The following is a 25,562-nucleotide window of genomic DNA, read 5'->3' as shown; positions in this document are numbered from 1 at the left end:
TGATGCTCCTCCCCTCCTGATCGCCATGGAGCGGAAAGCAGAAGGGGAGCCGCCGCGTTATTTATACTTATCAATTTATGTTAGACAAACAATAAACCCGTTACGTCCATCAACATTCAGTCACTGTCTGAACCTGTGGAGAAACCGCTTTCCGAGGATTCACTCTCGTACTCTACGTCTGAAACTGGCTCATCCATTTGAATTTCTATTTTCCGATCCATGCTGGAATACTCCAGATACTCGGTAATCCGCTGCCTCGACGCGTTACTCAAGGGATTATTCACCAGACCAACGAACAGATCCTGTGTATCCGGGATATCGAACAACTCATCCCCCACATCTTTAATATCATTGTTCTGTAACGCCAACACCTGTAGCTCTTTCAGCATATCTATTCCTGAAGGAACGCTGGACAGATTGGCGTCATAGAGCATCAATTCCGTTAAATCCGGCATGAAGCCTACATGCGGAGAAACTGTCAGAGGATTGTGTGCCAGGTTCAACAATGTAAGGGTTTCCATTCTTGACAGCCCTTCAGCCGTTATCTCAGAAAGTCTGAGCGAGCACTTATCCAGCGTGAGTTGACGCAACTCGCGCATTTGAAAGACCCCTAACGGGAACTCCTCCATTTTTAAACCGGTCACCATCAAATATTGAACATTGGGAAAACTGTCAAGGAACGCGCCTATCCGTGTGCCCGGTTTCTGTGCGGTTAGTATTAACTCTGTCACATACTCGAATCTGGCGGATAGCCTTGGTAACTCACCAGAAAAATCGACGTCGTAAGAAAAATGATAGTCACCGTACCCCCATCTCGAAACCGACTTGCGCTGCCAGATATCTTGCAGCTTTGCGCTGAATTGCTCGCGAGCCTGGCGTCGCTCGGCGGGTGTTGGCGCACTGCCCTGTCCCGACGATTCCGAACGAGATGACGGTTCATCGGCACTCCATATCGCCAATTCATTACGCAACGTCGCGAACTCTTTTTCCAAGCGAGTCATTACACCGGATGGATCACCTTTCAAACGCTCGTTGATAAACGTCGATACCTCCTCACCCGAAAGCTGCGGATAAAGATCACCTACGCGGTCAACAACGGACTTGGCCGATGTCGGGTTGTTATCGGCTCCGCCTCGCAACTGTCCCGCTTGTCTGTATTGAGCGGCGACAGGATCGACAGTAACCGGAAGCGGCACCAACCCCAGCATTTCGCTCACGACCTGGCGCGACGGTAACGGCTGTGCACGAATCAATTGCCGGAGTGCTTGCCCTCCTCCTTCCGATATACCGAGCGTCTGACGCTGTACGGGCAGCAACAGGAACCAGACCGCCGAATAAAGATCGCTCATACCTTTATACGATGAACCTTCGGGGCTGCTGATGACGTAGCCTGCGTCCTGCCGTACCAGTATGTGATGGAACGGAGTCCGAACATCGCCTATAGCGGTCACGACCTCCCCGTCCGCCCCGCCCTGACGAATCTCGATATGAACTTTTGGCGACCACCCTGCAAGGCGCCCGATCATATGCAACGCCAGTCGGTCACTGTCCGGGCTGGAGATCGAATCCAGATATATCCCTTCGCAAGCTCTCGCCAGACGAACATCGCGCAGAGACAGCAGCGCCTCTTCTGCCATTCGCCGTGGCATTCCCGGTTGATTGTGCATATGCAGACGATCAGCGGCGCTTGCATCGCGCCACAACGCCTGGGCCACCATTTTGGGCAGGTCAGGAAAGATCCGCCGCATCTGCAACGTGTATGCATCACAGTCGAGTTCGAACGCGCGCTCATGATTCTGAAAGAGTACGGTGCGAGCCCGTTGAACACGGCGTCCCGCAGGATCGCCTTCGCGCAACTGCAGCAGAGCCTGCAAATCGGGATCGACCTGGGCGCGCACCAACGGGTCGGGATGTTGCAGTTGTGTGATGGACGTCTGGATTTTCTGATCGAGGCTGAAGCGCCTGAGGGCGTCCTGCAGCAAGGCGAGGGATCGCGAGCTAATAGGGGAATCGCTCGCCAGCATTTCATCCATGCCACTCACCGCAAGAATGCGGGTAATCGTTACTTCGGGAAAAACATCCACCGAATGCCCCATGCGGTGAAACAGTTCTGCCGTTCGTCCCCGTAGCGAACTGAATATTGCAAGGTGATCACGTGAATAGTTGCTGTGCAGCGGGAGCCAGAACCCGCTCCCGATGTCCTGCTTCAGTAGCGGGCCAGAAGGCTTCAGCTCTCTGGCCAGCGTGGCGCGAAACAGACCACTCTCGGCGTCCAGAACCACTTGCACGAAATGCTCGTCGGATACGGCCACATACTGACGGTGCTTGAACATCTGGATGCCCTGCGCATCAGCCTCGCCGAGGCTTTTGGGTGTGGGTATCCAGTAATCTTCCAGCGAGGAGGCCGCGGCAAGCATCGCAAGTTTATCGCTCGCGGAAGACATCGGGCTCGCGCTCACACTGACCGGAGGCCTCTCTGCGACCAAATCTGGCCGATAGGAAGAGGGCAACGATTCCAGGCGTTGCAGTGGCAGTAGATGCGGTATTTCTGGAAAAGAGGACAGTGGCCGATGTGAGCCATCCGCGCTGAAATCGGGGGTTTTGTTTGGGGCAGGAACAGGTTTGACCTTTGGCGGCTTGCCAGCCATATATTCTCATCCTTGAGTGTGAGCTGATGCTGGCCCCGCAGCACCCAAGGGCCAGCCAACGTGTTAAACAGGTGTAACGGCAGGAACAGCGATAACATCATCGCTTGATGAAGTTACAGCTTACAGCGCTGTGTTTTACATGAGGATATATATAGCTACCACATTACATTGCGCACACGCAGAGAGACCGCGCATTCAACCTCGCTCCACGGTAAGGGTAAGCCTGGAAAAATCCGTGTGAATAGCCAGCTTATGTTCAGTGCCATATTGATCAATGGCGCGAAAATGAAAAACACCGCCCTGCCTTGAAGCTGGCGAAAGAGTCGAATACTCAGACATCGCTTGCACCACGGTCAGCTCTCCGTCCCGATCATTGACCCTTACCTTGTAATACTTTGAGTCGGATGTTATCGCATCAGCATAATGGCGATAAGCAAGAACGCTGCCGTTGTATGGCAAAGATACGGCGACCTCGCTTTTTTCGGGGCGAATCAAAATACCTTCAAGATAATTGGTTTGTTTTTCTCGGAGCTTGTTGCCTGAGACAAAGTAACCGTCATCTGCAACACCATCGGCAATCCAGTCGACCAGCCTGGTTTGCTGCCCTTGCGGATACAAGCCCAAGTAATGGTTCCAAATGCGATTCCCCGGCTCTTCATTGCCTCGCCTGACCGGGACCCATCGGAATTGCTCAATGGAGTAAGCCAGTGGCTGCTGCGCTTCCAGGGTCACGCTGCTGTCATGAACACTGGAAAGACTGCTCCCGTTGCTGCGAATCGTAATCCCGCCCAGCGTAAGGCGTGCAGCGATCTGAGTAGTTCCTGGGGTGGCCGACGAAACCCAGAAGGAACGCACCTGAGGATGAACGGCATCCTCGTCTAAGTCATCGTCGGAGGCCACCATCGGGGCGAATGACGTTTGCGCCTCAAGCGTAAATCGCCCTTGTTCAGTATTTGCGCTCCAACCATCGCGCAGGCGCTTGCCAGTACCGTAATGAATAAGCTCAATACTGTTCATTACTTCAGACGGCACGTGCACGGCATTACCATTTATATCCGCCCCGGAGACCACCACTTGGACCTTGACCTGCATCCGGCCATTGCCGTATAGCACTTTACTTCGTGAGGTGTCGCCAGCATCAAACTTCACATTGAAACGGGTCACACTATCGAATGTTTGTGAATGATTAGACTGGCCCTGTGCATCGCCCATGTTTTCACTCATGAATCAACTCCTTTGATTTCGTGATAATTCAGAAGACCAGCATTAAACCAAATGCCGAAAAAATAAATAACACGCCAATCAAATCAGCAGCAAAGCGAAAAATGTAAGAAACATGCACATATAAGTCGTTGGCGACACGCAAGCCAACTTCGCACAGCGACCATACTGTGCGAATTAAATTTCAATGCTCGTCGTTATAAACAAACTTGGGCATTTCCCAATGGAAACGGATTGCCAATAAACGTAACAAGAAGCCGCCAAACAGCGTAATCAGAATCGCCTGTTCGCCCGGCACGTTCAGATACAGGCACAGCATGTAGCACCATGCGGCGGCGAACGAAACGCTCGCGTACAGTTCACGACGGAAGATCAGCGGGATGTCGTTGCAGAAGATGTCGCGAAGGATGCCGCCAAACACCCCGGTGATCACGCCACTGACAGACGCCACCAACATGCCGTGGCCCATTTCCAGGGCAGTCATGCAGCCGATCAGGGTAAACGCTACCAGACCTACGGCGTCGAGCACCAGGAACAGCGAGCGCAGATGCCGCATCCAGCGTGCGGTGAATACCGTGAACATCGCCGCGACGGAAGTCAGCACCAGGTATTCCGGGTGTTTGACCCAGGTCAGCGGGTAATGCCCGAGCAGCACGTCACGCACCGAACCGCCGCCCAGTGCCGTGACGCAGGCAATCAGCACCACCCCGAACCAGTCCATGCCGCGCCGGCCTGCGGACAGGGCGCCAGTCATGGCTTCAGCGGTAATGGCGATCAGATAGAGCATCAGCAGCATGGTGGCGATCCTGGCAGGAAGGCGCGCAGTCTAGCCATTTCGGTACGGCACCAAAAGAGGGCGAGAAAACGCGCTACAAAAACCCGCCAAGCGAAATCAGAACTTGATGAAGTGCTTACGGTAGTGCTGCAACTCGGCGATGGACTCGCGAATGTCGTCCAGCGCCAGATGCGTGCTGCCCTTCTTGAAGCTGTCGCGTACGTCCGGTGCCCAGCGTGCGGCCAACTCTTTAAGCGTCGACACATCGAGGTTGCGGTAGTGGAAGTAGCTTTCCAGCGCCTTCATATGGGTATAGAGGAAGCGGCGATCCTGGCAGATGCTGTTGCCACAGATCGGCGACTTGCCCTTCGGCACCCACTTTTCCAGAAACGCGATGGTTTCGGCTTCGGCTTCGGCCATTGTGATGCGGCTGTCGCGCACGCGCTGGGTCAGGCCGGAGTTGCCGTGGGTGCGAGTGTTCCACTCATCCATGCGCGCAAGCACTTCGTCGCTGTGATGAATGGCGATCACCGGGCCTTCGGCCAGGGTATTGAGATCACTGTCGGTGACAATGGTGGCCATTTCGATGATGACGTCGTTATCCGGATCAAGACCGGTCATTTCCAGGTCGATCCAGATCAAGTTCTGCGGGTTTTGCATATTTCGGCTCCTAGGCAATGCTGCGCAGTTTAGCCTAGGCCGGTGGCCGGGCGTGCTAAACTCGCGGCCGTTTTACCTAATCGCTGCATTCTTCAGACGGAACACCCATGGCCAAACGCCAACTCAATCGTCGTCAAAACTGGCGCATCGAAAAGATTCAAGGCGAGCGCGCCGCACGCGCCGCCAAACGCGAGTCCTCTGCTGTCGAAGCATTGGAGGGCGGCGACCTTGGCCCTGAGCAACACGGCCTGGTGATCGCCCACTTCGGTGTGCAGGTCGAGGTCGAGGCCAAGGACGGCGAACTCGCCGGCCAAGTGTTCCGTTGCCACTTGCGCGCCAACCTGCCAGCGCTGGTGACCGGCGACCAGGTGGTCTGGCGTGCCGGCAACCAGGGTATCGGTGTGATCGTCGCGCAATTGCCGCGCACCACCGAACTGTGCCGCCCGGACAGTCGTGGTCAGCTCAAGCCAGTGGCCGCTAACGTCGACATGATCGTCATCGTCTTCGCCCCGCTGCCAGAGCCGCACGCCAACCTGATCGACCGCTACCTCGTAGCCGCCGAACACGCAGGCATCCGTCCGCTGTTGCTGCTGAACAAATTCGATCTGATCGACGAGCAGAACGCCCCGGCACTCAACGCCCTGCTGGCCGTTTACCGCACGCTGGGTTATCCGGTGCTGGAAGTCTCGGCGCACCACGGCAATGGCATGGAACAGCTGCAACAGCAGCTCGACGGACGCATCAGCGTGTTCGTTGGCCAGTCCGGTGTCGGCAAGTCGTCGCTGGTCAACAGCCTGCTGCCTGAGGTGGAAACCCGCGTCGGGCCGTTGTCCGAACTGTCCGGTCAGGGCACGCACACGACGACCACCGCACGGCTGTTCCACTTCCCGGGCGGCGGCGAACTGATCGACTCCCCGGGCATCCGCGAGTTCGGCCTCGGCCACGTCAGCCGCGCCGACGTCGAAGCTGGTTTCATCGAGTTCAATGACCTGCTCGGCACCTGCCGCTTCCGCGACTGCAAGCATGATCGCGAACCGGGTTGCGCACTGCTCAAGGCCCTTGAAGATGGCCGCGTGCAGCAGCAACGAATGAACAGCTACCGCTCGATCATCGCCAGCTTGCCGGAAAACGGTTACTGACCACCCGGCAAACCAAAGACGAAAAAAAGCCCCGACGATTCGGGGCTTTTCATATCCGCCAGGCCTTACTTCGGCTCAGGCTTCTTAAACGCATAAAGATGCTGCTGCACAATCCCGCCCGGCAATTCCTTGCCAAACACGCCATAACGCACCGGCCACTCTTTCGGCGGCAGCTTGAAGGTGCCGAACAGCATGTCCACCAACGGCGTGTGAATCGCGTAGTTCTTGTAGATGTAGTCCTTGTGCCGCGCGTGGTGCCAATGGTGGTAACGCGGCAGGACGATCAGGTAATTCAGCCAGCCGCCATTGATTCGCACGTTGGCGTGAGCCAGTACGGCCTGGACACCGACCAGAATCACATAGGCATTCAACGCCTGCGGCGCGAAGCCCAGCAGCATCAGCGGTACCAGTACGCCGGTGCGGGTCAGCAGGATTTCGATGAAGTGCACGCGCGAACCGGCGAGCCAGTCCATGTGTGTGCTGGAGTGATGCACGGCGTGAAGGCGCCAGAGAAAAGGCACCACGTGGTACAGCCGATGCAGCCAATACTGACCGAGATCCGCCACCAGCACCGCGAGCAGGAACTGCACCACCAGCGGCAGGCTTTGCACGCTGGCCTGAAAGCCCGGCGACACTGCCCAACCGGCGATGTAACTCGACGAGGCGGTGATGAAGATCAGGATGAACTGCACCAGCATGTGGCTGACGAAAAAGTAGGTCAGGTCGGTGCGCCAGTGAGGCCGCAGGATGTTTTGCTCGGGGTCTTTGGAGTAGAGCTTTTCCAGCGGAATAAACACGATGGCCGACACCAGCAGCGCCAGGACAAACCAGTCCAACCCCAGCGAGTATGGGGTCTGCCCGATTTCGCTGACTTGCACATTGGTGCCACCGAGAAATACCGCCAGGCCTGAAGCGACCAGCCCGGTGATCCCCAGACGTTTGCGTTTGTTGAGCAGGATATTCAGGGTGCCGAGGCTGAACGACAGCACCAGCCCGAGCAACAGTGTGGTGCGGGCGAATTGCTCGTCGTAGACCTTGCGCAGTTCAGCGGTGGTCAGCCATTCAGGGAACAGGAAGCAGAACACCGCCAGCAGGCTCAACAGCCCGAGCGTGGCCGAGATATAGCCACTGACCCGCCCTTCACCAAACTTGAAAGGTGCGTTGCCGTGCCGCTGAAAATAGGCTTTGAGTCTTTCCATAACTGATCTTCCGTGATTGCGAAAACTGCGACTGGTCAATGCGACGCAGGCAGATACAAAAAAGCCACGGTAACCGTGGCTTTTTGTAGGTCACTGCTTCGGCGCGGGGGCCGGTGCAGTGGCCGGTGGCGCTGGCGGCGCACTTCCCGGCTGGGCCGGTTTGGGTGCCGCGTCGTCGAACAGGTTCAGGCGCTCGCGCAACTCGTGCGCAGGCACCGGTTGCTGATCTGCCGGCAGCGCGTTCGGATCGACCGGTGTTGCCGGAGCAGCACCGCTCGGTCCTTGCTCAGCCGGTTTCGCCGGATCGGCGCCCTGCGCGCCTTCGATGGCGGCCTGGGCCTTCTTGGTCAGCACCACGATGTCGATGCGACGGTTGACCGGGTTGAACGGGTTTTCCCGGTCGAACAGTGCCGACGAGGCGTAACCCACAACCCGCGCCACTTGCGCATCCGGATAGCTACCGGCAATCAATGCACGGCGGGCGGCGTTGGCACGGTTGGCCGAAAGCTCCCAGTTGCCGTAATCGCCGCTGCCGATATAAGGCTTGGCATCGGTGTGACCGCTGATGCTGATCTTGTTCGGCACCGCTTTGATGGTGTCGGCCATGGCCAGCAGGATGTCTTCGAAGTACGGCTTCAAACGTGCAGAACCCGAGTCGAACATCGGCCGGTTCTCAGCGTCCATGATCTGGATGCGCAAGCCGTTCGGCGTAATCTCGAAGAGGATCTGGTCCTTGAACTTCTGCAGTTGCGGGTTCTCGTCGACCTTGTTCTGCAATTCTTGCAGGAGCAGTTCCAGGCGTTCCTTCTCGACCATCTCGGCCATGCCTTCGACTTGCTCGGCATCGACCGTGACTTTGTCCGGTTGCGGCTGGGATTTCACTTCAGGGTTAAGAGTGTTTTCCGGCGCCAGGGTAGGCGTACCGCCCAGATCGATGATGTACGGCGTGCCGCTTTCGGAGAAGCCGACCGGGTCTTTGAAATAGCCGGCGATGGCGATCTTCTGCTCAGGCGTTGCGGTGGACAGCAGCCACAACACCAGGAAGAACGCCATCATCGCCGTGGCGAAGTCGGCGAAGGCGATTTTCCACGCCCCGCCGTGATGCCCGCCGGCTATGCGCTTGACGCGCTTGATGATAATCGGCTGATTATTTTCCATGACTTAGCGACCGCGAACGGCTTGTTCCAGCTCGGCAAAGCTTGGACGGTGGGCCGGGTACAGAACCTTGCGACCAAACTCCACCGCCAGCGATGGCGGCATGCCGGAAGCCGAAGCCACCAGCGAGGCTTTGATGGCTTCGTAGACGTTCAGCTCTTCTTTGGCATCGTGGGCCAAAGAGGTTGCCAGCGGACCGAAGAAACCATAGGCCGCGAGAATACCGAAGAAGGTACCCACCAGTGCCGCACCTACGTGCAGACCGATGGACTTCTGATCGCCTTCACCCAAGGACGCCATGGTCACCACGATACCCAGTACTGCCGCGACGATACCGAAACCCGGCATGGCGTCGGCAATACCGTTCACCGCGTGGGATGGGTGCTCAAGGTCTTCTTTAAGGCTGTACAGCTCCATGTCGAACAGGCCTTCCAGCTCGTGCGGAGCCATGTTGCCGGAGGACATGATGCGCAGGTAATCACAGATGAACGCGGTCATGCGCTCGTCTTTAAGTACCGCCGGGTACTTGGCGAAGATCGGGCTCGCGGCGGCGTCTTCGATGTCGCCTTCGATGGCCATCATGCCTTCGCGGCGGCTCTTGTTGAGGATCTCGTAGATCAGGCCGAGCACTTCCAGATAAAAAGTGTGGCTGAAACGCGAACCGAACATGCTCAGGGATTTCTTGAGCACGTGCATCGTCATGTAGCCGGGGTTGGCCTGGAGGAATGCACCCAGCGCCGCACCACCGATGATCAACACCTCGAAGGGCTGGACCAGGGCGGCAATCTTGCCGTGGGAGAGCACGTATCCGCCGAGCACGCTCGCGAATACGACGATGATGCCGATAATTTTAGCCATAGGTAGAAAGTACTTATTTAAGTCGGGTTCAAGGTCATATTCGGAAGTTAAAAAATCTCTTCTTCTACTTATCGGCAAAACTGCGCCAGACTATAGCCAGTTCAGGCGAAAAGCCAATTTAGCCCATGCCGGGCGCGTCTACAGTCAGTGAAGATCTCGTCCAGACATGGCTAATGAAACGAACGTCCCACACGCAAAACCGACCACCCTCGACGGCTGGGTCAAGCTGCTCGATAGCGTGCGCCTGCCCGTGCCGCAAGAGGCTCACGACAAGGTTTGCGGGGCGATCCGTGACAATCGCAGCTCGCTGCGCGACATCGCCGACCTGATGCAGGACAGCCCTGCGCTGGCCTTGAGCATCATCCGTGAGGCAAATCGTCACACCCACGGGACCATGGCCACGCCGGCCGAAAATCTTGAAGTTGCGATCAACCGTCTGGGTCTGGCCCGCACCGAAGAACTGCTGGCGCGCCTGCCTGCTCAACCGCAGATGCAAATCCCCAAGGCCTTGCGCCAACTGCAAATGATCAGCCAGCACGCCACGCAACAGGCCAACGGTTTTTTTGCCAGTCGCCTGGCGCGGCTGTGGCAAGACATTCATTGGGGCAGCCTGCTGTTTCTGTCGCCGCTGTGGCCGCTGGCACTGACCTATCCACAATTGCTTGAAGAGTGGGAACTGCGGGTTATCCACAAGGGCGAATCGGCGCGCACCGTCGAGCAGCAATTGTTTGGCGTGCGCCTGCTTAAAATCGCCGAGGCGCTGGTGCAAGCCTGGCACCTGCCGATCTGGGTGCAGCAGGGCTATAAGTTGCTGCTCAGCGAGCAACGCGAATTGGTCAAAGTGTTGCGCATTGCCCGTGACAGCGAACATCCGTTGCGTCAGCAAAATCGTCTCGATGACGACCCAACACTGCGGCGCTGGCTCAATCAACCCGCCAATACCGTACTGCTGGCCAACGGTCTGGCGCTGTCGGCCCAACAGGCATGGGACAGTCCGCACAGTGAGCGCTGGCAGTATCTGACCAGCCTTTATCTACAGATTTCGATGGACGAGGTGCAGCAACAGTTGCACCAGCAAGCCGCCAACAGTGCGCGCCAGCATGCGATGCGTGACTTGTGGCACCCGGCGGTTTCGCTGCTGTGGCCGTGGGGCACCCTTCGCCTGCCGGCCGGGATGTTGCCTGCTGCCGCACCGAATGCCGAAGATCTGACTCAATGGCGCCGGCAGTGCGCCGAATTGCTGGCCGAGCCGAGCCGTTTCACCAATGCCATGAGCCTGACCGTCGCCGCCCGCGACGCGCTGGTCGCCAGTGGCATGCGCCGGGTGATGATTCTGATGGCCGATCGCACGCAATCCAATCTGCGCGTGAATCAAATTTTCGGCCTGCCCAAAGAAGCCTCTGCGCTGAACTTTGTTGTCAGCCAGAGCAAAGTTCTGCAACGGCTGCTCGCACAACAAGCTCAGGTGCGGATCAACCCGGAGAACAACACGCAATTCTCCGCGCTGCTGCCGCCGGGCCTGCGCACGCTGTTCCGTGGCGAGCATCTGTTCCTGCGATCACTGGTCAACAATGGCCGGGTGATCATGATCGTTGTGGCTGATCAGGGCGGCGGGCCATTCGCCGACATCACCGTGCAAGCCTTCGGTAAAACCGCGCAGTGCATCGAAAAAGCCCTGCACAGCTTTAGCAGCCGTGGCCGATGAGGCTGCGCTACAATCCCCCCCTTTGTGCTCTGGAGACCTCACATGTCTGACTTCTCTGGCTTGCCGCTCGTTATCGAACCGAGCGACCTGCTCCCTCGGCTCGAGTCCAGCGAACTGATTCTGGTGGACCTGACCAGCCCCGCCCGCTATGCCGAAGGTCATCTTCCCGGCGCGCGGTTTGTCGACCCCAAACGCACCCAGCTCGGCCAACCGCCGGCACCGGGACTGCTGCCGGCGAAGGCCGATCTGGAAGCGTTGTTCGGTGAACTCGGCCATCGCAAAGACACGGTCTACGTGGTTTACGACGACGAGGGCGGCGGCTGGGCCGGGCGGTTCATCTGGTTGCTCGACGTGATCGGTCACGACAAATATCACTACGTCGACGGCGGTCTACCAGCATGGCTGGCGGATGGCATGCCGATGTCGATCCAGGTGCCACGGGCTGTTGGTGGCCCGGTATCGCTGACCCTGCATGATGAACCGACCGCTACGCGCGAATACCTGCAAAGCCGTCTCGGCGCCGCCGATCTGGCGATCTGGGATGCCCGCGGGCCGCTGGAATATTCCGGCGAGAAAGTGCTGGCGGCCAAGGGCGGCCATATTCCCGGCGCGGTCAATTTCGAATGGACCGCGGGCATGGACAAGGCGCGTAACCTGCGCATCCGCACGGACATGCCACAGATCCTCGAAGACCTGGGGATCACCAAGGACAAAGAAATCATTACCCACTGCCAGACCCATCACCGGTCGGGCTTCACTTATCTGGTGGCCAAATCCCTCGGTTATCCGCGGGTCAAGGGCTACGCCGGTTCCTGGGGCGAATGGGGCAACCACCCTGACACGCCCGTCGAGATTTAAGGTTTTTAAGGACAACCCATGAAAGAGCGTCTGTTTATCCTCAGCCAGTACCTGCTGCCTCACCACCTGCTGTCGCGCCTGGCCGGCTGCATTGCCGAGTGCCGCGTGCGCTGGTTCAAGAATGCCTTCACCACCTGGTTCGCCAAGCGCTATCAAGTCGACATGTCGCAAGCGCTGGTTGAAGACGTGACCGCTTACGAGCACTTCAACGCCTTCTTCACCCGCGCCCTGAAAGATGGCGCGCGCCCGCTGGACGAGACCCCGGGCGCGATCCTCAGCCCGGCCGACGGCGCGGTCAGCCAACTCGGCCCGATCGAACACGGTCGCGTGTTCCAGGCCAAGGGTCACAGCTTCAGCGTGCTGGAACTGCTTGGCGGTGATGCAGCCAATGCTGCGCCGTTCATGGGCGGCGACTTTGCGACTATTTACCTGTCGCCGAAGGACTACCACCGCGTACACATGCCACTGGCCGGCACCCTGCGTGAAATGGTCTACATCCCTGGCCGGATCTTCTCGGTCAACCAGACCACTGCCGAAAACGTCCCGGAGCTGTTCGCCCGCAACGAGCGTGTGGCATGCATCTTCGACACCGAGCGTGGGCCGATGGCCGTTGTTCTCGTGGGCGCAATGATCGTTGCTTCGATCGAAACCGTGTGGGCCGGTCTGGTCACGCCGCCGAAGCGTGAGCTGAAAACCTTCCGCTACGACGAAGCCGCTCGCGCGCCGATCCATCTGGAAAAAGGCGCCGAACTGGGCCGTTTCAAGCTGGGTTCCACCGCGATCGTGCTGTTTGGCCCGGATCAAGTGAAGTGGGCTGAAGAACTGGTGGCGGGTTCGCCAGTGCAGATGGGCCAGGGTCTGGCACTGCCAAAAGCCTGATGTCCGTGCTGCGGGAGCCAGTTCGGCTCCCGCAGATTGCAGCATTTGCTGCTATGGTTTTTGGCATGAGCCAGACCATCGCCCCTCCGCAGCTACGCGCTCCCACTCCAACGCAAACGCGTCTGTCGTTCTGCGAAGCCACCCCGCGTGACCTCAAACGCTGGATCGCCGGCCTGCCCAAGGCGAACATCGGCGAAACCGCCCGCCAGTTGTACCAAGGCCTGGGCGAACTCAACCAGTTGCTCACCCCCAGCGATAATCGCCTGCAACTCTTGGAGCTGATGCGGCCAGAGGTGTATTTCGTCTGCCAGCATCTGGAGCGGCACTTTTTGCATCAGGCGATCATGCTCGACGAGCGTTCGCGCAAGGTCAGCAACCTGTGCCAGGCGCTGCAAAGTCATCTGGCCATCGGCTACAAACAGATCGTGTTGCGTATCGCACCCAAGTACAGCAAGGATCGCGCGGCGCTGGTCAGCCAGGCCCTGCAACGGACGGCACACGCACTCAAGGGCCTGTTGTTGCGCGCCACGCAGTTGTACAGTTCACCGCCGGAACACCTGTGGTTCGAACTGCATCAGCTGTATCGCATCGGCTGTGAATTGCAGCTGCAACAACGTCGGGTACGTGACGATCTCGCCAGCCTGACTACCGAGCTGAGCCTGGAACAGACGTACATCGCCACCCTGTTATTGGGCGGCGCACGTTGCAATCAACTGCGGCAGAACCAGATCGCTCGACTCGCGGAAGTCCTTGAACCGTGGAGTACCTTGCTCAAACTGCATCCCGGCAGTCCGGACGATGGCTTGTTTGCGATCAGCGCCGAAATCGACGCCGGCCCGCGTTATCGCAACATGTTCCGCAGCGAGCAAAAAGCCGGATTGCTCGGATTCGATCCGCAGCCACTGGTCAATGCCATCGAAGCGCATCTGCAGCGTCAGGACACTTCGACGCCGCTGCCTGTCCCGGCGGGGCTCAGCTTCGACACTCTGCAACACTTGCACGCGACCTGGGGTCAGGCCGCCGAACGCAGCTTTCAGCGCACCGTTGGCCAAGGCAGCCTGACCGTGTGCGTGGGCATGAGCGCCCTGCACTTTTACCTCGGCGGCGAACGCAGTTTCAGCGAACTGCTCAAGCACCCCGGCGCGCCCGCGGCGAACTTCAGCAGCGTCGTCGCCAAGGGCGAAAAAGACAGTTGGAGCCAGGCATTCGACGCCGCGCCGCAGAGCAAGGCGGATGAGTTTCTGCCATACGAAGAAATCCAGTACGACCATCTGATCGAAGACGAAAGCAGCACCGACAACACACCGCACTACCCCACTTACGCGCTGCCGGTGATCAATCACAGTCCCGGCGGTTATTGCCTGGGCTGGCCTGCAGAGGTGCCCGCCGAATTACAGGCTGGGGAAATGCTCGGGATTCAGGACAGCGAAAGTCTGGGCTGGAGCATTGCGGTGATTCGCTGGATTCGTCAGGTGCGTGGCGGTGGTACACAGATGGGCATTGAGCTGGTGGCACCGCATGCGCAGCCGTGCGGCCTGCAGCTGGTGCGCTCGCGGGATGATCACAGTCACTATCTGCGCGGATTGCTGTTGCCGCAGATCAGCGCGATCGACTTGCCGGCAACCTTGCTGGCGCCACGATTGCCTTTTCAGGAAGGCAGTAAAGTGCTGATCAATACCCATGGAGACGAGCACCGCGCCGGACTGGATCGGCGGGTGGCGAGTACGCATAGTTTCAATCAGTTTGCCTATCGCTCGCTGGAGGCCGCGCAGAATGGCGGCAGCGAGGAGGATTTTGATTCGTTGTGGAAGTCGCTTTAGACCCAGTTGCGCCCTTCGCGAGCAAGCTCGCTCCCACATTGGAATGCATTTCAAATGTGGGAGCGAGCTTGCTCGCGAAGAGGCCAGATCAGCTTATCGAGATCTTAGAGCTGCCCGTCGCGATCGCGGAAACCCAGCAGATACAGCACGCCATCCAGACCCAAAGTCGAGATCGCCTGCTTCGCCGACTGCTTGACCAATGGCTTGGCGCGGAACGCCACACCCAAACCGGCAATCGCCAGCATCGGCAGGTCATTCGCACCGTCGCCGACCGCGATGGTCTGCTCCAGACGCAAACCTTCCTTGTGTGCCAACTCTTTCAACAGGTCAGCCTTGCGCTGCGCATCGACGATCGGCTCGATCGCCACGCCGGTGCACTTGCCGTCGACGACTTCAAGCTCGTTGGCGAACACGTAGTCAATGCCGAGTTTGGCCTGCAATTGCTTGGCGAAATAGGTGAAGCCGCCGGACAGGATCGCGGTCTTGTAGCCCAGACGCTTGAGTTCGGCGAACAGGGTTTCTGCACCCTCCGTCAGGCGCAGCGAAGCGCCTATCGAGTCCAGCACGCTGACGTCCAGGCCTTTAAGCAACGCCAGGCGCTCTTTGAAGCTGGCGCGAAAATCCAGTTCGCCGGCCATCGCCCGCTCGGTGATCGCCGACACTTGCTCGCCAACACCGGCAGCCTTCGCCAGTTCGTCGATGACTTCGGCTTCGATCAGCGTGGAGTCCATGTCAAACACCGCCAGACGACGGTTGCGGCGGAAAAGTGAATCTTCCTGGAACGCGATGTCGACGTTCAGCTCCTGCGCCACGCTCAGGAATTCTGCACGCAGCGCCTGCGGATCAGCCGCTTCGCCACGCACGGAGAACTCGATACAGCCCTTGCCCTTGTCCGCCGGGGTGTCCAGCGGCATACGACCCGACAGACGGTCGATATGGTCGATGTTCAGACCATATTTGGCAGTAATCGAACTGACAGCCTGCAATTGCCCGGCGGTCACTTTGCGAGTCAACAGGGTGACGATATGGCGCTTCTTGCCCTGATTGCCCACCCATTGCTGGTAATCCTCTTCGGAGACCGGGGTGAAGCGCACCTGTTGGTCGAGCTCGTAGCCCTTGAACAGGATGTCCTTGAGCACGGCTTTGCCTTGCTCGGAATCGGGAATTTCAACAAGGATGCCGAACGACAGGGTGTCGTGGATCACCGCTTGCCCGATGTCGAGAATGTTCACACCACCTTGTGCCAGAACGCCGGTAATGGCCGCAGTCAGACCCGGACGGTCGACTCCCGTGATGTTAATCAGGACGATTTCGCGCAACGCGCACCCCCGCAACTGGAAAAAAACCGCATTCTACCCACTTTCAGTGACCATCGGGCACCGCGAGCGCTTTGCCGGTCTAGGGCCTGTCGCTATACTGCGCGTCAACTTCACGGACAAAAGAGCCGAGCTCAGTGAACCGGCCCACGCCAGTTAAAACCGATAACTTCTTCCTGCTGATCTTCCGTGCACTGCGCCACCGCCGTGTACCGATTGCATTGCGCATTGCCAGCCATAACGTGATCCTCGTCGCTCTGGCGCTGGTGATTTATGCCTGCGTGATGGGCTTGCAGTTCAAGCAGGCCATGCACGAGCAGGCCGATGCGCTGGGCGAAAGCCTGACCACGCAAACGGCCACTTCCGCCACGGAGCTGTTGGTGTCCAACGACATCCTCAGCCTCAACGTGCTGCTCAATAACCTGACCAAGAACAAACTGGTGGCCCACGCGGCAATCTATAGCGTGGATAACCGCATCCTCGCCGAATCCGGTCAGCGCCCCAAGCACAGCCTGTTGGGCGAAGCCGAGGGCATGTACGAGAGCAAGATCACTTTCCAGGACGTGACCGCCGGGCAACTGCGTATCAGTCTGGACATGGATCAGTTCCAGCAGCCGATGACCATCAGCCTGCAAAGCATGGGCATTTTGAGTGCGATTCTGTTGGCGCTGTCGCTGGCCTTGAGCTTGCGCATGGGCCGCTACCTGTCGACCCCGCTGCTGCAATTGCGTGTATGGCTGCGCCGGATTGACGAGCACACGCCGGGCATGGAGCGTCAGGACGAAATCGGCGATCTCGCCCGTCAGTTGCACGCCAACTATGCGCCGGAGCCCGCGCCTGAGCCGGAACCCGAGTTCGAAGACGAGGAAGACGAGACCGAGTTCGAGGTGCGCAATCTGCGTGACCCGAGCTTTGACGAAACCCGTCCGATGGCCGCGCAGAAGCCTGCACCACGCCACTTGGTCAGCACCGTCGAAGACGATGATGACGATGACGCGTTCGCCGATCTGCGCGACGAGTCCTTGAACGGTGCCGCACAACCGCAGATTCGCAAAGCCACCCCGAGCGTGCCGCAACACACGGCGGTGCTGGCGGTTCAACTGGGTTCTCAGGAGCAACTGCGTCGTCTGCCACGTGCGCGTCTGGAAGAATTGCAGGAGCGCTATCGCGACTGCCTCGATCAGGCCGCCTCGCTGTATCAGGGCGAAATCGAAACCCTGAACGATGGCAGCACGCTGATGCTGTTCCACACCGAAGACAGTGGCGACGACTACCTGACCAACGCGATTTGCTGCGGCGAGTTGTTGCGGGCGCTGGGCCATCAGTTGCAGATCGAAGTCGCCGACAGCGGCATCACCCTGCAATTGCAGCTGGGCCTGACCCTTGGCGATGAGTTGTTCGGTCTGAGCCAGATTGATCTGCTGCTGACCGATTCGGCCCAGGATGCACTGGCCCTGTCGCAGCACAGTCGCAACCTGCTGCTGGTGGAGCGCAAGATCAGCGATGATGCGCTGATCCGTCAGCGTGCGCGTATCCGGCCGATTGCCAGCCCTGAGGGGGCGTGCTGCGTGGAGCGGTTGATGGAGCCTTATCCGTCGATGCTGGAACGGCAACTGGCGCGGATGCATGAGCGTCGGGCGTAAGCCTTAGCCCAGATGCACAGAAGCCCGCAGACAAGCGATTGTCTGCGGGCTTTTTTGTTGCCTGTACCGGCCCTTTGGCGAGCAAGCTCGCTCCCACAGTGGACGGTGGCTGCCACAGATCTTGTGAACACCTGCAATACCTGTGGTAGCGAGCTTGCTCGCGAAGAGGCCCGCACTGACGGTAAGGATTTCCAGCCCCCAGACACAACAAAGCCCGCACAAGGCGGGCTCTGTCCTGACTCAAACCAGACTCAGAAGCGGAACACTTCCATATCAGTCCGAATCGGTGATGCCATCGGAATCTTCGGCTGCTTCTCGGCTTCCGCCGCCGGCGCTGCCGGTTTCGGCGCTGCTTTGCGCGGAGCTTCAGCCACTGGTGGCTGATTAGCCAACGGCTTGAGCGCCACCGACAGCTGCTCGGACAGACGCTGCAACAGAATCCCCTGCGCCTGCACCTGCGAAGCCGTACTGCCGGCGTGCAGCTCTTGCAGGTGGATAATGCGGTTATCGCGCACCTGGCCACGACGGTCGATCAGGCGCCATTGCGCATCGAGAATCGCCGGTTGCTTCTCGCCGGAGTCCAGACGCGTGATGGTCATCAATACCTGCACGTCCGGGGTGAAGCCCTGAGTGGCCGGTGCCAGCACGACACGCTGGCTATCCAGATGACCGGCAACCTGACGCAGCAACAACTGATCGATATCCGACGAAAGGCTGCCAGCCCAACGACCATCGGTCGCCGCCTGCAGGCTGCCATCCGGTTGACGTTGCAGCAGAGTTTCACGTTGCAGGTAATCGGCCAGCACAACCGGGCCCAACAAAACCGCCATGCCCGCGCTTTGCGCTGGCTGAACCGGACTTCCGCTGTCCAGTTGATACAGCGACACCGGCTGGTGAACGCTGCAACCCGCCAGGCCCAAAACGCCGGCGAGCAGGAAAATAAGGGGGCGCAGAGCAGTCATCATCCCGTCCAGGTGGCCGCCACAAGGCTGACCACAGTGAAAATACTCAATAAATATGAAGAACGCTCAGCCACGCCGGCGCTTGAAAGGCCATATCATCCGTGAATATGCGTTCCGACTCCAGCGCCAAAGCGTCGATCTACGCGTTAAATCGTAGATCGAGCGCTCTAGGGGGCGTGTTATCACCTAATTGAGGTTTTCGACGAGCAGCGCATCCACTCGCTGGAAGCCCCTTGGCAGTTTATTGCCGCGACGTCCACGCTCACCTTTGTAGTGTTCGAGGTCGTCGGCTTTCAGCGACAGAGTCCGTTTTCCGGCCTGCAACACCAAGGTCGCGCCTTCCGGAAGCACAGCGATGTCCGTGACATATTCTTCGCGACTGGCCACACGTTCACCGGAAATACCGATGATCTTGTTGCCTTTGCCCTTACCTAATTGTGGCAGATCGCTGATTTTGAAGATCAGCAGGCGACCTTCGGTCGTGACCGAGGCCAGCCAGTTCTGCTCACGATCGGCCACCGGACGCGGCGCGATCACCTTGGCGTTGTTTGGCAGGCTCAACAGGGCTTTACCGGCCTTGTTCTTGGCTTGCAGGTCCTCACCCTTGACCACGAAACCGTAACCGGCGTCAGAGGCGATCACGTAAAGCGCGTCGTCTTCCGGCATCAGCACGCATTCGAACGATGCGCCCGGTGGCGGCGTCAGACGGCCAGTCAACGGCTCACCTTGGCCACGGGCCGATGGCAAGGTGTGCGCGGCCACCGAATAGCTGCGACCGGTGGAGTCGATAAACACCGCAAACTGGTTCGAGCGCCCCGCTGCAGAGGTCTTGAAACCGTCGCCGGCCTTGTACGACAGGCCGGTGGCGTCGATATCGTGGCCCTTGGCCGAACGGATCCAGCCTTTTTCCGACAGTACGACAGTCACTTTCTCGTTTGGCAGCAGATCGTGCTCGGTCAACGCTTTGGCTTCGGCGCGCTCGACGATTGGCGAGCGACGGTCGTCGCCATAGGTTTCGGCGTCCTTGATCAACTCGGTGCGCACCAGTTTCTTCAGCTTGGCTTCGCTGCCCAGCAGGGCTTGCAGCTTGGCTTGTTCCTTGAGCAGTTCGTCCTGCTCGTCGCGCAGCTTCATTTCTTCCAGTCGCGCCAATTGACGCAGACGGGTGTCGAGAATGTAGTCGGCCTGGATCTCGCTGAGAGCGAAACGCTCGATCAGTTTGGCTTTCGGGTGTTCCTCGGTACGGATGATGTGGATCACTTCATCCAGGTTGAGGTAGGCGATCAACAAACCGTCCAACAGGTGCAGGCGACGCTCGACCTTGTCGAGGCGGAATTGCAGGCGGCGACGCACGGTCAGCACCCGGAATTCCAGCCATTCGACGAGCAACGCGCGCAGGTTTTTCAACTGCGGTTTGCCGTCCAGCCCGATGATGTTGACGTTGACCCGGTAGGTCGACTCCAGCTCGGTACTGGCGAACAGGTGCTGCATCAGCGCTTCGTGATCGACGCGGCTGTTGACCGGGATGATAACGATGCGGCACGGGTTTTCGTGGTCGGATTCGTCACGCAGGTCAGCGATCTGCGGGGCTTTCGACGGTTTTGCCTGCATCAGCGCGGCAATCTGCTCCAGCACTTTGGCTCCGGAGACCTGATGCGGCAGCGCGGTGACGATGATGTCGCCGTCCTCGACGTGGTACACGGCGCGCATGCGCACCGAGCCCTTGCCGGTTTCGTACATTTTCAGCAGGTCGGCGCGCGGCGTGATGATTTCCGCTTCGGTCGGGTAGTCCGGGCCCTGAATGTGTTCGCAGAGTTGCTCGACCGTGGCTTTCGGCTCATCGAGCAGGCGCACGCACGCAGTCGCGACTTCGCGCAGGTTGTGCGGCGGTACGTCGGTGGCCATGCCCACGGCGATACCGGTGGTGCCGTTGAGCAGGATGTTCGGCAAGCGCGCAGGCAATACCAGCGGCTCCTGCAGGGTGCCGTCGAAGTTAGGGCCCCAATCTGCAGTGCCCTGGCCCAGTTCACTGAGCAGCACTTCGGAATAACGCGACAGCCGCGCTTCGGTGTAACGCATGGCGGCGAAGGACTTGGGATCATCCGGCGCACCCCAGTTACCCTGGCCGTCGACCAGCGTGTAGCGATAGCTGAATGGCTGGGCCATCAGCACCATCGCTTCGTAGCACGCCGAGTCGCCGTGCGGGTGGAACTTGCCGAGCACGTCACCGACGGTACGCGCCGATTTCTTGTGCTTGGAATCAGCGTCCAGCCCCAGCTCGCTCATGGCGTAGACGATACGCCGCTGTACCGGTTTCAGGCCGTCGCCGATATGCGGCAGAGCACGGTCCATGATCACGTACATGGAGTAGTTGAGGTAGGCACTTTCGGTGAAGTCGGCCAACGATCGGCGTTCTACACCGTCCAGGCTGAGATCAAGGGGGTTGCTCATGCAGGCCTCATCGGTTCGTTGTCTGGCGCAGCAGCATGGTGCCACCGCGCTGAGTAAATTCAAGTTTGTTCAGGGCGCTCATGCCGAGCAGCACCTGATCACCATGCAGCCCCGGCGCCACCAGTGCGCGAACATCCCGCAGCACGATGTCGCCCAGTTGCAGGCGGGCAATTTTTGTCCGATAGCCCTGGCTCAGGCCATTGGCCGTGCTCAGGGTCACACCGAAACCTTCTTCCAGCTTCAAGCGTTTGGCCAGATCCGCCGGGATCGCCACATCGGTCGCGCCGGTGTCGAGCATGAACTCCACCGGCTCACCGTTGATCTGGCCGCTGGCGACAAAATGCCCTTGGGCATTGCTCGCCAGCTTCACTTCAATAAAGCCTTCGCCCTGCTCCGAACTCACGACGACGTTCGGATTCTGCTGGCGTTGTTCCCACTGGCCGAAAAACCGTGTGGCCAGAAAAAGTGCAGCACACCACGCCAGAATCATCAGCACCCGACCGGCGCGTTTACCCGGTGGTTGCTGGCTCATGGCTTGGCGCTCCAGCCACCTTCAGGGGCAGCGAAGCGCCAGATGACCGGCCGGACTTCACCGTCGGCACGCGGACCAAAATTGTTGTCGACGCCGATCCACGCACCTTCAGCGTCAACGATCAGCGCCTCTTCCAGCCCGTAGTTCTGCGTGTAACGGCGGTTTGCCTGCAACAGTTCGGCGGCATACGACCAGCAACGCTCGACCTTGGCTGTCTGCGCATCACGGCGACAAATCTGGAAAGCGTTGCGTTCCAGGGTAAACAGTTTGCCGTTGAACAACGAAAGGTCGGAAAAGTCCCGATGAACCGCTTTGGCCTTGGGGAACTGCGACGGCTGCATCTCCTTGCCGCCCTCACTGAGCAGCACGCAGCGACCGTCGCAATCCCACACCGTCTGCTGGCGCTTGATCTTCAGCAGGCCACGGCTTTGCCGTTCGGCGGCCAGCCACATCTGATCGCCTGCCGGGTTGATCGCCAAGCCTTCCAAAATCGCGTTGAAATGCAGGAGCATGCCGCTGGCCCGCGCTTCGCGAACCAACATCGGCGAGATCTTCAGCCAGTTGGCCGGGCCGCTGACCGGCACCTGCAAAACGGCTGCATGGGCTTCGCTGACGATATAGCGATTGCCAGCGCTGTCGCAGCTGATGCCTTCGAAATCCAGATCGCCGCCACGGATGAACGATGCCGCCCATGTGCGCGAACTCAGGCCCCAGGGCAAGCCGCTGTCGGGTACTTTCGGCACATCAATGTGCACGGTTTCGGCCTGCCAGACCTGATCAGCAGTGTTGAGCCGGTAGATCTGATCGTCATCGCGATCCGACACCGTCCACAGTTCGGTGCCGCACAAGGCCAGCCCCGACAGGTTGCCGCCGCGCATGCCGTCGACCGGATGCTCGGACAGCACCCGCAGTTCCGGTGCAGGCTCTGCCAACACGGTCATCGAACTCAGCAGCAACACACCCGCCATGGCCCAGCCAAACCGCATCAGGCCAGCACCTCGGCGAGGTTGCCTTTGGATTCGAGCCAGGTCTTGCGGTCACCGGCGCGTTTCTTCGCCAGCAGCATGTCCATCATTTCCGAGGTTTCGGCGAAATCTTCACCCAGCGTCAGTTGCACCAGACGCCGGGTGTTCGGGTCCATGGTGGTTTCACGCAGCTGCGGCGGGTTCATTTCCCCCAGACCTTTGAATCGGGTGACCTGCGGCTTGCCGCGCTTCTTCTCGGCCACCAGACGGTCGAGGATGCCGTCGCGCTCGGCTTCGTCAAGGGCGTAGTAGATCTCTTTGCCAAGGTCGATGCGGTACAGCGGCGGCATTGCGACATAAACGTGGCCGGCATCCACCAGCGGGCGGAAATGCTGGACGAACAAAGCGCAGAGCAGCGTGGCGATGTGCAGACCGTCGGAGTCGGCGTCGGCGAGGATGCAGATCTTGCCGTAGCGCAGCTGGCTCATGTCTGCCGCGCCCGGATCGACACCGATAGCCACGGCAATGTTGTGCACTTCCTGGCTGGCGAGCACTTCGCTGCCGTCGACTTCCCAGGTATTGAGGATCTTGCCGCGCAACGGCAGGATCGCCTGGAACTCTTTGTCCCGCGCTTGCTTGGCGGAACCGCCGGCGGAATCACCTTCGACCAGGAAGAGCTCGGAGCGCATCGGGTCCTGCCCGGCGCAGTCGGCCAGTTTGCCCGGCAGTGCCGGCCCCTGGGTGACACGCTTGCGCTCGACTTTCTTGCTCGCCTTGAGACGACGGCCGGCGTTGTTGATCGCCAGTTCCGCCAGCGCCAGACCGGTTTCCGGGTTGGCGTTGAGCCACAGGCTGAACGCGTCCTTGACCACGCCGGAAACGAACGCCGCCGCTTCGCGGGACGACAAGCGCTCTTTGGTCTGGCCGGAGAATTGCGGCTCCTGCATCTTCATCGACAGGACGAAGGCGATGCGCTCCCAGACGTCTTCCGGCGCCAGCTTCACGCCGCGCGGCAGCAGGCTGCGGAATTCGCAGAACTCGCGCATCGCATCCAGCAAACCCTGACGCAAGCCGTTGACGTGGGTACCACCCTGAGCCGTCGGAATCAGGTTGACGTAGCTTTCCTGCACCGCGTCGCCACCTTCCGGCAGCCACAGCAGCGCCCAGTCGACCGCTTCTTTGTTGCCGGCGAAAGCGCCGCAGAACGGTTCATCTGGCAGACGTTCGAACTCACTGACTGCGTCGACCAGATAGGAACGCAAGCCGTCTTCGTAATGCCACTCGACTTTCTCGCCAGTGCCTTTGTCTTCGAAGCTGACCAGCAGCCCCGGGCACAGCACAGCCTTGGCCTTGAGCACGTGCTTGAGGCGGCTGATGGAGAATTTCGGTGAATCGAAATACTTCGGATCCGGCGCGAAGTACACGCTGGTGCCAGTGTTGCGCTTGCCGACCGTGCCGACGATTTCCAGCTCCGAGGCCTTGAAGCCGTCGTTGAAGGTCATCTGGTATTCATTGCCGTCACGTTTTACACGCACCCGGACTTCGGTCGACAAGGCATTGACCACGGAAATACCTACCCCGTGCAGACCGCCGGAGAACTGGTAGTTCTTGTTGGAAAACTTGCCACCCGCATGGAGCTTGGTGAGGATCAGTTCGACGCCCGACACGCCCTCTTCCGGGTGGATGTCGACCGGCATGCCACGGCCGTCGTCGCTGACTTCCAGCGAGTGGTCGGCGTGCAGGATGACCTGCACCGATCTGGCGTGGCCGGCCAGGGCTTCGTCGACGCTGTTGTCGATGACTTCCTGGGCGAGGTGGTTTGGCCGACTGGTGTCGGTGTACATGCCGGGGCGTTTGCGCACCGGGTCGAGGCCCGAGAGGACTTCGATGGCGTCGGCGTTATAAGAGCTAGCGCTGGGAGTGGCCATAGGGTCTCGTCGTCAGTCATTCATGAAATAGGGGCAAGACATCACAGTGCGGTGAAATCGATTGCCTGATACACATCGGCGCCAATGCCGGCAAAACTCAGCAACGCCGGCAATTGCCCGGCAAAACCTTGAAAACTGTGATCACCGCCAGCCTGAATGCGCAAGGCACAGGCGCGGTAATACTGCTGGGCGAGGCGATAATCCAGTGTTTCATCGCCAGTCTGCAACCATACCTGATAGCGCAGCGCATCCTGGGGCGCCGGCACTTCCAGTTCGGCCAGGGCCGTTACGTGGTCGTGGGTCAATTCCCAGGTTTCATCGGTGTACAGGTTTTTCTGCGTCCCCAGGTAACCGTCGAACATCCGGTGCGGACTGACGGCCGGGTTGACCAGCAGGGCTTTGAGGCCATGGCGCTCGGCCAAGTGAGTCGCATAGTAGCCGCCGAGTGAGCTTCCCACCAGCAGCGGCCGACCCAGTTCGGCAATCGCTTGCTCCAACTGACCGATGGCTTCGCGCGGATGGTGATGCAGGGCGGGAACACGCAGTTGATCGCTCAAGCCCAGCCGCTCCATCACCGCGACCAGCTGACAGGCCTTTTTCGAGGCCGGGGCGCTGTTGAAACCGTGGATATAGAGGATCGAACCAGACATTTGAGCTCCCTGAGTGTCGGCGAAAGATAGCGGAGTTTACAGGGAGAAAGCCCCTCACCCTAGCCCTCTCCCGGAGGGAGAGGGGACCGAATGGGGGATATTTCAGAAGTACGCCGACCTGAAAGAGCTTCGCCGAATCCACAATCGACACAATCGCTCAGGTCGATGGATAACGCCAGACACCTCGGTCAGTCCCTC

Annotated in this window: 20 protein-coding genes; 6 read left to right on the top strand and 14 right to left on the bottom strand. The window is 59.4% G+C overall.

Annotation, left to right across the window (positions count from 1 at the left end):
* Nucleotides 1-116: 116 nt before the first annotated feature.
* The 4 genes from ACA069_RS02715 to orn all read right to left on the bottom strand — a co-directional run bounded on the left by ACA069_RS02715 (nt 117) and on the right by orn (nt 5,304).
* Nucleotides 117-2,648: a leucine-rich repeat domain-containing protein gene (locus ACA069_RS02715; RefSeq protein WP_497616212.1), complete on the bottom strand. Its 2,532-nt coding sequence runs from the start codon at nt 2,646-2,648 to the stop codon at nt 117-119.
* Nucleotides 2,649-2,843: 195 nt separating this feature from the next.
* Nucleotides 2,844-3,872: a hypothetical protein gene (locus ACA069_RS02710; RefSeq protein WP_497616211.1), complete on the bottom strand. Its 1,029-nt coding sequence runs from the start codon at nt 3,870-3,872 to the stop codon at nt 2,844-2,846.
* A 181-nt stretch (nt 3,873-4,053) separates the two neighbouring features.
* Nucleotides 4,054-4,665 (bottom strand): trimeric intracellular cation channel family protein, encoded by a 612-nt coding sequence (locus ACA069_RS02705; RefSeq protein ID WP_137217697.1) that lies wholly within the window; start codon nt 4,663-4,665, stop codon nt 4,054-4,056.
* Between the two features lie 96 nt (nt 4,666-4,761).
* Nucleotides 4,762-5,304 carry an oligoribonuclease gene (gene orn, locus ACA069_RS02700; protein ID WP_187677884.1) on the bottom strand — a complete coding sequence of 181 codons (543 nt, stop codon included), beginning with the start codon at nt 5,302-5,304 and terminating at the stop codon, nt 4,762-4,764.
* Between the two features lie 107 nt (nt 5,305-5,411).
* Here orn and rsgA point away from each other — a divergent pair, with 107 nt between their 5' ends.
* Nucleotides 5,412-6,443: a small ribosomal subunit biogenesis GTPase RsgA gene (gene rsgA / locus ACA069_RS02695; RefSeq protein WP_187677885.1), complete on the top strand. Its 1,032-nt coding sequence runs from the start codon at nt 5,412-5,414 to the stop codon at nt 6,441-6,443.
* A gap of 65 nt (nt 6,444-6,508) precedes the next feature.
* Here the strand turns inward: rsgA and ACA069_RS02690 are convergent, their stop codons facing one another.
* The 3 genes from ACA069_RS02690 to motA form a co-directional block, all read right to left on the bottom strand.
* Entirely contained in the window at nt 6,509-7,642 is a 1,134-nt protein-coding gene (locus ACA069_RS02690) for a sterol desaturase family protein (RefSeq protein ID WP_187677893.1), read from the bottom strand.
* 90 nt (nt 7,643-7,732) lie between these two features.
* Nucleotides 7,733-8,800, bottom strand: coding sequence for a flagellar motor protein MotB (motB, locus tag ACA069_RS02685; RefSeq protein WP_401271254.1), 1,068 nt, complete (start codon nt 8,798-8,800; stop codon nt 7,733-7,735).
* A 3-nt stretch (nt 8,801-8,803) separates the two neighbouring features.
* Entirely contained in the window at nt 8,804-9,655 is an 852-nt protein-coding gene (motA, locus tag ACA069_RS02680) for a flagellar motor stator protein MotA (RefSeq protein WP_497616209.1), read from the bottom strand.
* Between the two features lie 166 nt (nt 9,656-9,821).
* Between motA and ACA069_RS02675 the strand changes: the two genes are divergently transcribed.
* The 4 genes from ACA069_RS02675 (at nt 9,822) to ACA069_RS02660 (ending at nt 14,917) form a co-directional block, all read left to right on the top strand.
* Entirely contained in the window at nt 9,822-11,360 is a 1,539-nt protein-coding gene (locus ACA069_RS02675) for an HDOD domain-containing protein (protein WP_497616207.1), read from the top strand.
* A 42-nt stretch (nt 11,361-11,402) separates the two neighbouring features.
* Nucleotides 11,403-12,218 carry a thiosulfate sulfurtransferase gene (rhdA, locus tag ACA069_RS02670; protein ID WP_497616206.1) on the top strand — a complete coding sequence of 272 codons (816 nt, stop codon included), beginning with the start codon at nt 11,403-11,405 and terminating at the stop codon, nt 12,216-12,218.
* 18 nt (nt 12,219-12,236) lie between these two features.
* Nucleotides 12,237-13,097 (top strand): archaetidylserine decarboxylase, encoded by an 861-nt coding sequence (asd, locus tag ACA069_RS02665; RefSeq protein ID WP_401271247.1) that lies wholly within the window; start codon nt 12,237-12,239, stop codon nt 13,095-13,097.
* 65 nt (nt 13,098-13,162) lie between these two features.
* Nucleotides 13,163-14,917: a cyclic-di-GMP receptor FimW-related protein gene (locus ACA069_RS02660; RefSeq protein WP_497616203.1), complete on the top strand. Its 1,755-nt coding sequence runs from the start codon at nt 13,163-13,165 to the stop codon at nt 14,915-14,917.
* Between the two features lie 104 nt (nt 14,918-15,021).
* Here the strand turns inward: ACA069_RS02660 and serB are convergent, their stop codons facing one another.
* Nucleotides 15,022-16,236, bottom strand: coding sequence for a phosphoserine phosphatase SerB (gene serB / locus ACA069_RS02655; protein ID WP_007967407.1), 1,215 nt, complete (start codon nt 16,234-16,236; stop codon nt 15,022-15,024).
* A gap of 134 nt (nt 16,237-16,370) precedes the next feature.
* Between serB and ACA069_RS02650 the strand changes: the two genes are divergently transcribed.
* Nucleotides 16,371-17,876 (top strand): AhpA/YtjB family protein, encoded by a 1,506-nt coding sequence (locus ACA069_RS02650; RefSeq protein ID WP_497616202.1) that lies wholly within the window; start codon nt 16,371-16,373, stop codon nt 17,874-17,876.
* A gap of 251 nt (nt 17,877-18,127) precedes the next feature.
* On the opposite strand, the gene ACA069_RS02645 is transcribed toward ACA069_RS02650, so the two are convergent.
* The 6 genes from ACA069_RS02645 to ACA069_RS02620 all read right to left on the bottom strand — a co-directional run bounded on the left by ACA069_RS02645 (nt 18,128) and on the right by ACA069_RS02620 (nt 25,364).
* Nucleotides 18,128-18,838, bottom strand: a complete 711-nt coding sequence (locus tag ACA069_RS02645; RefSeq protein WP_187677901.1) for a PqiC family protein — start codon at nt 18,836-18,838, stop codon at nt 18,128-18,130.
* 186 nt (nt 18,839-19,024) lie between these two features.
* A complete protein-coding gene (parC, locus tag ACA069_RS02640; RefSeq protein ID WP_187677902.1) occupies nt 19,025-21,289 on the bottom strand; it encodes a DNA topoisomerase IV subunit A in 2,265 nt (754 codons plus the stop codon).
* A 7-nt stretch (nt 21,290-21,296) separates the two neighbouring features.
* A complete protein-coding gene (locus ACA069_RS02635) occupies nt 21,297-21,821 on the bottom strand; it encodes a retropepsin-like aspartic protease family protein (protein WP_103304644.1) in 525 nt (174 codons plus the stop codon).
* A complete protein-coding gene (locus tag ACA069_RS02630) occupies nt 21,818-22,807 on the bottom strand; it encodes an esterase-like activity of phytase family protein (protein ID WP_497616201.1) in 990 nt (329 codons plus the stop codon). The genes ACA069_RS02635 and ACA069_RS02630 overlap by 4 nt, the downstream gene beginning before the upstream one ends.
* A complete protein-coding gene (gene parE, locus ACA069_RS02625) occupies nt 22,807-24,714 on the bottom strand; it encodes a DNA topoisomerase IV subunit B (RefSeq protein ID WP_034151667.1) in 1,908 nt (635 codons plus the stop codon). The genes ACA069_RS02630 and parE overlap by 1 nt, the downstream gene beginning before the upstream one ends.
* Before the next feature lie 41 nt (nt 24,715-24,755).
* The gene (locus ACA069_RS02620) at nt 24,756-25,364 is read right to left on the bottom strand and encodes a YqiA/YcfP family alpha/beta fold hydrolase (RefSeq protein ID WP_489880364.1); all 609 of its coding nucleotides are present in this window, start codon (nt 25,362-25,364) and stop codon (nt 24,756-24,758) included.
* Between the last annotated feature and the right edge of the window lie 198 nt (nt 25,365-25,562).

Source organism: Pseudomonas sp. LBUM1652 (assembly GCF_059716105.1).
Note: the sequence above shows the minus strand (reverse complement) of the source record. Positions and strands in the feature narration are given on the sequence as shown.